Origin of the sequence: Flavobacterium kochi (assembly GCF_048286715.1) — a bacterium.
Lineage (GTDB): Bacteria > Bacteroidota > Bacteroidia > Flavobacteriales > Flavobacteriaceae > Flavobacterium.
Window position 1 is genome coordinate 1 of record NZ_JBLVPW010000053.1, and the last position, 9,725, is coordinate 9,725.

The window sequence follows — 9,725 nt, forward strand, 5'->3', positions numbered from 1 at the left end:
AGAGTAGCGTATTTGATAGTTAGTTGTATCGAAAGATATGAGCTGATAATAACAAACCAAAGTCTTAATCGGAGGCCCTTTAAAAAGGCCTCCTTTTTTATGGTTATTTCTCCCGTATTGCTTTTTAAAATATTATAAAAATTAAATGTTAATTACGAGTTAAAGTATTGTTTTGTACTTGTTTGAAGTCGAATTCGCCTTATCTTTGAGTATGATTTTGGTTTGTTCTTGAGTATGGCCATCTGCAAAGAGTAGCGTATTTGATAGTTAGTTGTATCGAAAGATATAAGCTGATAATAAACCAAAGTCTAAATCGGAGGCCCTTTAAAAGGCCTCCTTTTTTATGGCTGGATGCCAAAATATTAGTTTTTTTATTTTGCTTTTTTTCTAATATAATTGGATTAGAAACTTTGTTTTATCAATATGTTCTGATCTAATTTTAGCTGGTAATATTGTCTTTAAAGCTGTGGCTTCAGTTTTGTAAAACGGTACGTTAACTATTAGTTAAAAAGCTGATTTATAGTTGTCATGATGGAAGTAAATTGTATCTTTGAGTGTGATTCTGATTAATTACTTGATATATCAATCTTGCAATAAGATATGATGATTCAATAGTCAGCTATACTAGACAAAGTATAAGTTAGATAATGGTAAATCAGAATCAACAATTGGAGGACCGTAAAGGTCCTCCTTTTTCGTATAACTTATCAGTGCTTCGTAACACTTTTTAAATTGTCTGGAAAATACAAATCAGATAAATGGGTAAATTCATCACCGCGCATAAAAATGTTGATATCAACATCAGTAAAACTTTTTTTACCGGCGGCAGCCAGAAGTTCGTTAGCAGCATGTAAGGTGTTTTTATGAAAATAAAAGACCCGTTCTGATTTATCTGTTACGACCAATCCTTTCATCAGCATTTTGTTTTGGGTGGCAACTCCCGTAGGACATTCATTAGTATTGCAGCGCAAAGCTTGAATGCAACCCAATGAAAACATAAACCCGCGTGCGCAATTGCACATATCAGCACCAAGCGCAACAGCTTTAAGAATGGAATAACCGGATATTATTTTGCCACTACAAATAATACGTATCTTGTCTCGGATGCCAAAACGTACCAGTGTTTTATTGACAAAAATGAGTGCGGGTTCTAACGGTATTCCCACACCATCGGCAAATTCAAGAGGAGCGGCTCCCGTTCCGCCTTCGGCACCATCAACAGTAATGAAATCAGGAAAACAGTTTTGAAGTATTATTTCTTGGCAAATCAGTTCAAATTCACTGGTTTCTCCAATACATAATTTGAAGCCAATTGGTTTTCCATTAGACAGCAACCGTAATTTTGCAATGAATTCCACTAACCCTTTTGCATCTGAAAATGCAGAATGGCTTGGTGGAGAAAGAATAGTAGTGTGTGGTTGAACACCCCTGATTTTAGCTATTTGCTCGGTGTTTTTTGCAGCCGGTAAAACACCACCATGTCCAGGTTTTGCTCCTTGTGATAATTTTATTTCTATCATTTTTACTTCTGGTAAATTTGCTTTTTCTGTAAATCTCCCTCCGTCAAAACCACCTCTGTCATCACGACAACCAAAATAACCGGTTCCTATTTGCCAAGTAATATCGCCACCCTGCTGGTGAAATTCGGTTAAGCCACCTTCTCCAGTATTGTGATAGAATTTCCCTTTGAGGGCTCCTTTGTTTAGAGCCATGATGGCATTTTCGCTCAGGGAACCAAAGCTCATCGCAGAAATATTTAATAACGAAGCGGAATAGGGTTGCGTACAATCAGGTCCGCCAACTAAAACTCGAGGAAGTTCTTCATTGACTGTAGCAGGGAAAATAGAATGTTTGATCCCTTCGTAGCTTGATCGATTGAGGTTTAATTGTGTTCCAAATGGAGATGTTGAATCAATATTTTTAGCTCTTTGATAGGCTAAAGTTCGCTGATTTCTGGAAAAAGGTTTTCCATCGGTGGAACGTTCGATAAAATATTGCTGAATTTCAGGCGCTATCATTTCAAATAAGTACCTAAAGTAACCGAATACAGGAAAGTTTCTTAAAATGGCATGCTTATGCTGGGTACTATTAGCTAAACCTACAATTAATAGTATTGTTATAAGGACAATGAAAAATAGTCCTGTATTAAAATAGAAATAGATAATTGAAGTAATAATAAGTACAGTAATTCCTAAAATGAAAAATTTTTGTCTCATAGTGAAAGTATTTCAGCTACTAATTTACTAAGAATAGTAAAGATTTTGTGATTTTAATGCTGTTATTTGAAATGGATTGTTTTATTTCACAAAATTAGAAAACAGTAAAAAGAAATTTAAAAAACTAAAACACTCTTTTTAACGTAACTGTTTTTGCCTAATTGTAATTTGTTAAACATGAGTAAAAAAAAATGCATTCGGGTTTCTAATACTTTGGGGTTATTGTTTTTCATGTTGTTTTTTACAGATACGTATTCACAATATGTTTTTAGAAGCAATGCAATTCCTGAAGAAATTTCGTTGCACAACTTTACTACAATTGCTGACGTTGATCAAAGAAATTTAGATATTCAATTTGTAAGCGCGAATTTTAATTCATTGAGTCCTACAAAGCTTAAAACCGAAAGCGATGATTTAGGTTTTACGCAAAATAATTTTTGGTCGAAAACAGAGCTTGAGAATACTACAAACTTAGCTTTGGACTATTACCTGGAAACAGCCCGTCCCATAACTGATTTAATTGAGTTGTATGCTATTGATGGAGGTTCTGGTAAAATTATTAAAACGGTAAGTGGCGATAACATTCCCTATTCCAAACGAAGTTTTGATAATAATCGAAAGACTATTTTTAAAATCAAGATTGCGCCAAAATCCAACTTGAAATTGTTTTTGCATCTAAAAAGTGATGGTGAAGTGATAAAAATACCGATAAAGTTGTATTCATCGGAAAGTTTCATAAAGATGCTTTTAAAAGAACAATTGATATATGGCATTTTCTATGGCATTTTAGTTATTGTAGCAATTATTTACTTCTTTTTCTTTTTTGGTTTACGCGAAAAAACATTTTTGTACTATAGTTTATATGTTGTTTTTGTTGGTTTGTTGCAATTTTCTCTGGATGGTTTTTTCTTTCAGTTTGTTACGCCTCATGGTGGGTGGTTTTCAAATCATGCGGTATTGTTTTTTGCGATAATTGCAGCTTTTTTATCGGGTAAATACAGTGAGGTGTTTTTGAAAATAAAACAGCATAGCAAAACATTTTATAGGCTGTTTACTGTTAGCTATGCATTACTGTTTGTTTTATTGTTTTGTGCCATCCTTCTTCCTTCTGCTTTATTGTATTGTTATATGTTGGTGAATGTATTGGCATTGGTATTTTTGATTTTGATTATTTGTTCCATTGGATACCTTTATTATAAAAAGAAGCCAATCGACTCTTTATTTACGATTGGCATTTTCTTTTTAATTTTAGGATTTGGAGTCTTTATTCTGAACAACTTTGGTCAGGTTCCTAATAATTTTTTAACCGAAAACAGTTCTAAATTGGGTACTGGTTTAGAGATTGTTTTTCTTTCTCTCTCGATGTCAAATTTAATTCGAAATCTTAAAAACGAAAAAAATGAACTCACTCGTAACGCTTTGATTCGTTCCGAAGAAATGAATGATTTAAAATCGTATTTCTTGTCAAATATAAGTCATGAATTACGAACTCCATTGAACGCCATTATGAATTTAACTGATTCTATTTCTAATGAAGTTCAGGATGAAAAAATTAGAAAAAATTGCCAAATCATTAAGTATTCTTCCCATAGTTTATTGAGTTCTGTCAATGATATTTTGGATTTTTCTAAAATAGAGAAAGGGGAATTGAGGCTGGAAAACAGTCAGTTTGATCCGATACAGGTTTTAGAGCATTTGAAGAATAATGCAGTCAATGTCGCCAGAGATAAAGGATTAGAATTTCAATTTTCAAAATCGGATACTATTCCTGATTTTTTAGTTGGAGATGTAACTCGATTGGTTCAGGTGATGAACAATGTCTTGAATAATGCCATTAAATTTACAGCCACTGGCTCCGTTAAATTTACTGTCGACAGTGAATTGAAACCGAATAATAAAGCCAGTCTGATTTTGACTGTTTCGGATTCTGGTGTGGGAATTTCCAAAGATAAAATGGATCGCATTTTTGATTCTTTCTCTCAAAATAATATCGATAATAAACGAAAATTTGGCGGACTTGGATTAGGACTTTACATCGTTAAGACTTTGGTTGATATGCAAAACGGAACCATCGTAATGAATAGTAAAATCAATGAAGGGACCACTTGTATTATTACAATTGATTTTGATGTATCACCAGAAAAGAAAAAGGTTGAAGTTGCTGCTAAAGTTGTCATTGATGATTTGGAAGGGAAATCCATTTTAGTAGTTGAAGACAATCCGATTAATCAAATGGTGATAAAAATGATCATCAAAAAATGGTTAAATACGACTGTTGTCTGTGCCAACAATGGTCAGGAAGCTTTAGAAGCATTTAAAACAAATCAATTTGATATTGTGTTAATGGATCTTCAAATGCCTGTTATGGATGGTTATGAAGCAACAATCGCAATTAGAAATGGTGAAGCAGGGGCAGCTAACAGCACTATTCCAATCATTGCGGTAACCGCTGATGTGATGGAAACCACAAAGCAGCGTGTTAAGGAAATAGGGATGAATGATTATTTATCTAAACCGATTAAGAAAGAAGTTTTATATGAGGCAGTTAGAAGGTTAATTTAACTGTAGCGCAATCGAACATAAACGTGTTTGATTCCTTTTTTATCTGAGTCTCTTTCATCGATTTCAAGAATATCCGTAAGGGATTTTAGCATAGGGGTTAATTTAGCAAATCCATAATTTCTTGGATCGAATTCGGGTTTTTTCTTCACAATAAGATTTCCTACATCACCAAGAAAGGCCCAGCCACTATCGTCGGCGATATCTTCGATGGTTGATTCTATGAGTTCAATCGTATGCAAATCTACTTTGTTTAAGCTTTTAGGTATTGCTTTTTTAGTATCTGTTGCTGTTCTTTTTGGTAATTTCTTTTTAATGGCGCCATCCAAAACTTCAATGTAAATAAATCTATCGCAGGCAACAATAAAAGAATTAGGTGTTTTTTGTTCCCCAATTCCAATGACTTTCATTCCGGATTCTCTCAATCGGATTGCTAAACGTGTAAAATCGGAATCACTGGAAACAATACAAAAACCATCTACTTTATCCGAATACAATAAATCCATGGCATCAATAATCATCGCTGAATCGGAAGAATTTTTACCCACGGTGTAACTGTATTGTTGAATAGGAGTAATGGCATGTTCCAATAAAACACTTTTCCAGCCTCCGGCATTTGGTTTGGTCCAATCGGCATAAATACGTTTGGTTGTGGGTGTTCCAAATTTGGCGATTTCTTCCATCATTCCTTTCACATTACTGTATGGAACATTGTCAGCATCAATGAGAACGGCCAATTTTAATTCTTTTGTATCTTGTGACATTTTATTACTATTGTTGGTTTTTGTATTTAAAGGTACAGATTATTCTTTTGAATTGTATATTATTTAATTTTTCGTAGCCAAATCTTTAATTGAAACTCCATTGATTCGTACATCTTTTATGACAGATTCACCATTTTTCACTGCAACTAAGGCATAGGTTTCATTCTTTTTTTTGATTGAAAACTCTTGATGGATTTTCTCGGCTTTTGATGCTGTATTTTCATTCATGTACAATCGATTAAAAGGAAAATCAAGTGCTATTTTAGAATTGTCTAAAACAAATCCGATTTTCAATTTAAGATACGGTTCACTATTTGTAGGTCTCACTTTAGCAATGGAACTAATTTTGGCAAACCCATTTTTGCCCGTAATGATGGTTGCGAAAACCGTTTCCCCGCTGCCCCATTTTTTAGCATTTTTTACCCTGATTTCTCTTTCTTTGAAGGATAATGTAATGTATTTTCCTCTGAAGGGATCGTAGGGATCAACTGGAGCCGTTTGAAATTTGAATTCCTTTCCGGTTTTTATAATATTTTCCTGATGGACTATCATTTGGAGAGGGACAAATAATTGAGCTATAGCCAACAGCGTAAAAAGCAGAATGACGATTTTCTTATTTTTCATTTCTATTTCTTTTTTTTAGCATAAAATAATTGGCTAAGAAGAATCCTAAACCTATTGTGATAAATAGAATGCCCCGAAGCACAAAACTCAAATCACTATCAAAAAAGCGACATGTGACAAGAACGGTTATTAATAGTAGACCAAAATTTAATATTCCCAGGTGGTTTAATTTATTTCCCCGTTTAATTTCTGCTATACCAATGAATAACACGATTAGGTTTGCTACTATAGAAAACTCATACCCATTAATAAAATGGAGAATATTGGTTAAGAATACGAGGTCCAAAAGAGAGAGTTCCCTTAATTTTTTTTTGTTGTTTTCTTTGTAAAACAATATGGCAGCAATCAATGTCAGTACTAACGCAATTATGAATTCTATAGAAAGAAATGTTTCAGATAAAGAAGCCGTTTTGTAAATGGACTTCTCCCAGAACCATTTGAAGCTGTAAAGCAACAAAAGATAGACTATGCCTAATTTTCCAATAATCAGAAAACAATTGTTTTTTAATTTTTGTTTGTCAAAGAATGGGATTTTACCAATGAAATAAAAAATGGTAAATAAACTCATGTAGCTCAAATACATTAAATTCCCATACTCATTGGCAATCGTACCCAGGCAAATTACAATTGATAAAGATACAAACCAGTTATGGAACAGTGTAAAATTGCTTTGTTTTTTGGTTTTTAAAAGGCCATAATAGTGTGGAGCGATTCCCAAAAGCAGTATCCAATAGTAATAAGAATTGGTTTTTGGATAGGTAAAATAATTTGTGTTACATCCGTAGTACGTTATTCCTGAAATGTATAGCAATGAAACAATAGAGGATTTAAGCAAATAAACTAGCGGTAAACTCAGCAACATCCATGTGATGAGGAATGAATCGATAGTCCCGGGAATATTATACACTTGCGCAATTAGTGAAATGCTGGCGCCAATAGCAAAAAATAAAAAAACGGACGATGTTTCTCTCCAAACGGTACTTTCACTTTTTTTTAAAAGGGAATAACCACATAAAAGTTGACCAGTTATAAGTGGAAGAAAGGATACTATTGTTTTCGTTGCTTGGGAAAGATTGTGCCAATTGTGTGCGAAAACAAGGATGATACCAAGTCCGACAAGGATTGCTCCCAAATTCCAAAAACAGAAGAAATTTTGTTTTGGTTTCCCTGCTCTTTTTGTCGGAAGTACTGCCTGATTTTTTCGGCAGTTTCTTCCGTGACTATATCGGCTTTGAGCAGTTCTCTTAGTTCACTTGTAATTTTGTCAGACATAAACTATGTTTTCTATGATTCAAATATACAAAGTTTATCATCGAAAACGTTTTTTTAGCTTTGATTGAAACCGCAGCCCTCTATGCCGATTTTCCTTGGCACAAAAGAAGGAGTGTTGGAGGAAAATAGCTCCCCCCTTCGACTTCGGTCCGGATAGTAAACGTTGCTTTTTACATGATACAAAGTGGATGCGAAAATAAATTTACTTTCAATACCATTATACAATTTAAATAATTATTTTTGCAACTTCTTAAAATTAAAATTATTACTTGATATATTATGGTAAAAGATTTATTCGAAAGGATTCAAAACAATAAAGGACCATTAGGAAAATGGGCTTCACAAGCCGAAGGTTATTTTGTTTTTCCTAAATTAGAAGGTGAATTGGGTCCAAGAATGCAGTTTGATGGGAAGGATGTTTTGAACTGGAGCTTGAATGATTATTTAGGTCTTGCCAATCACCCTGAAGTCCGCAAAGTAGATGCTGATGCTGCTGCACAATATGGCGCTGCGTACCCAATGGGTGCCCGTATGTTGAGCGGGCACACTAAATATCATGAACAATTGGAGAACGAGCTGGCTGCTTTTGTAATGAAAGAATCAGCTTATTTATTGAATTTTGGGTACCAGGGAATGGTGTCAATTATTGATGCCTTGGTTACTAAAAATGACGTGATTGTGTATGACGTAGATGCCCATGCTTGTATCATTGACGGGGTTCGTTTACATATGGGAAAACGTTTTACCTATAAGCACAATGACTTGGAGAGCATGGAGAAAAATCTTCAACGTGCCACTAAATTGGCTGCAGAAAATGGAGGAGGTATTCTTTTTATTACCGAAGGCGTTTTTGGAATGCGTGGCCAACAAGGAAAATTGAAAGAGATTGTTGCTATGAAGCAAAAATATAACTTCCGTTTGCTTGTAGATGATGCACATGGTTTTGGAACCCTTGGAGCAACAGGTGCAGGAGCAGGTGAGGAACAGGGCGTTCAGGATGACATTGATGTTTACTTCTCGACTTTTGCAAAATCTATGGCTAATATTGGTGCTTTTGTAGCGGCTGATGCAGCAATCATCGATTACCTAAAATACAATTTGCGTTCGCAAATGTTTGCAAAAGCATTACCAATGATTCAAACAATTGGTTCGTTGAAACGACTGGAATTGTTGCGAAATTCATCAGAATTAAAAGATAAGCTTTGGGTGATCGTAAATGCTTTACAAAGCGGATTACGTTCCAGAAATTTTAATATTGGTGACACTAATACTTGTGTAACACCAGTTTATCTTCAGGGAAGTGTGCCGGAAGCAATGGTTATGGTAAATGACTTGAGAGAAAATTACGGAATTTTCTTGTCGATTGTGATTTATCCTGTGATTCCAAAAGGAATTATTTTATTAAGAATGACACCTACAGCTTCACATACTTTAGCTGATATTGATGAAACATTAACTGCTTTTGAAGCAATCCGTGAAAAACTAGAAAACGGAACGTATAAAGAAATTGCATCACGAACTAAAGTTGATTTGGACGCTTAGTCATTGTTGAACTACTATATAAAAATCCATCAGTCTACTTGACTAATGGATTTTTTTTTTCGAATGAATCAGCTGAGAATTCGTACATTTATAAAACTAAATGGAAATTTATGAAAAAAGTAATTGTATTAAGTATTGTATTTATGAGTATTCTGGTTTCTTGTAAAAAAGAAAAAACTACAGCGCCAGCACCAGCTGAAAAAATAGTTATTGATGGGCCTGTATCTGAAGAATGTTACCGTGCAATTGTAAAAAAGGATACGATTTCAATGACTTTGACTATAAAGGGTAATCAATTGGCTTCGGGGAAATTGAGCTATAATTTCTACGAGAAAGACAAAAGCTTTGGGACATTAGTTGGAAAAGTAAAGGGAGATACGCTTTTTGCAGATTATGCTTTTATGTCCGAAGGCCTTGCTACGGTTCGCCAAGTTGCTTTCTTGAAAAAAGGAAATACATATGTTGAAGGGTATGGGGAGGTTGTAGATGATAGTAAAGGAAAAGTAACTTTTAAAGATCCAAAACAATTGAAATTTGAAGGAAACATTGCGCTGTCAAAAGTGGATTGTCAAAAGTGACTAATGTTTTAAAAATACAATTGTCTGAAACTAAGAAATCCATCAGCTGCGGCGAGGCCACTGAAAAACATCGCCTATTTTGATTAGTGCCGTTTTTTAGACAATAAAAAAACGCTTGTAACAGGATTTTAAACATCCGTTATAAGCGTTTTTCTTTTTGCAACTGTTTT

6 protein-coding genes and 1 pseudogene are annotated in these 9,725 nt (G+C 34.3%); 3 read left to right on the top strand and 4 right to left on the bottom strand.

Annotation, left to right across the window (positions count from 1 at the left end):
* Window positions 1-707: 707 nt before the first annotated feature.
* On the bottom strand, window positions 708-2,216 hold the full coding sequence (locus ACNQGH_RS21545; RefSeq protein ID WP_417958078.1) for an FMN-binding glutamate synthase family protein: 1,509 nt from the start codon (window positions 2,214-2,216) through the stop codon (window positions 708-710).
* 177 nt (window positions 2,217-2,393) lie between these two features.
* Here ACNQGH_RS21545 and ACNQGH_RS21550 point away from each other — a divergent pair, with 177 nt between their 5' ends.
* Window positions 2,394-4,778, top strand: a complete 2,385-nt coding sequence (locus ACNQGH_RS21550) for a hybrid sensor histidine kinase/response regulator (RefSeq protein ID WP_417958079.1) — start codon at window positions 2,394-2,396, stop codon at window positions 4,776-4,778.
* Here the strand turns inward: ACNQGH_RS21550 and ACNQGH_RS21555 are convergent.
* From ACNQGH_RS21555 to ACNQGH_RS21565, 3 genes and pseudogenes are all read right to left on the bottom strand, one after another.
* Window positions 4,775-5,539 (bottom strand): NYN domain-containing protein, encoded by a 765-nt coding sequence (locus ACNQGH_RS21555; RefSeq protein ID WP_417958080.1) that lies wholly within the window; start codon window positions 5,537-5,539, stop codon window positions 4,775-4,777. The two genes, ACNQGH_RS21550 and ACNQGH_RS21555, sit on opposite strands and share 4 nt — an antisense overlap.
* Before the next feature lie 63 nt (window positions 5,540-5,602).
* Window positions 5,603-6,163 (bottom strand): GDYXXLXY domain-containing protein, encoded by a 561-nt coding sequence (locus ACNQGH_RS21560; protein WP_417958081.1) that lies wholly within the window; start codon window positions 6,161-6,163, stop codon window positions 5,603-5,605.
* A pseudogene (locus ACNQGH_RS21565) lies at window positions 6,153-7,304 on the bottom strand (DUF2157 domain-containing protein); the annotation flags it as partial. The pseudogene ACNQGH_RS21565 and the gene ACNQGH_RS21560, both read right to left, overlap by 11 nt.
* A 410-nt stretch (window positions 7,305-7,714) precedes the next feature.
* On the opposite strand from ACNQGH_RS21565, the gene ACNQGH_RS21570 reads away from it, so the two are divergent.
* Together ACNQGH_RS21570 and ACNQGH_RS21575 are read left to right on the top strand one after the other, a co-directional pair.
* Window positions 7,715-8,977 (top strand): cysteate-C-fatty acyltransferase, encoded by a 1,263-nt coding sequence (locus ACNQGH_RS21570; RefSeq protein ID WP_417958082.1) that lies wholly within the window; start codon window positions 7,715-7,717, stop codon window positions 8,975-8,977.
* 110 nt (window positions 8,978-9,087) lie between these two features.
* Entirely contained in the window at window positions 9,088-9,555 is a 468-nt protein-coding gene (locus ACNQGH_RS21575) for a hypothetical protein (protein WP_417958083.1), read from the top strand.
* The last annotated feature ends 170 nt before the right edge of the window (window positions 9,556-9,725 follow it).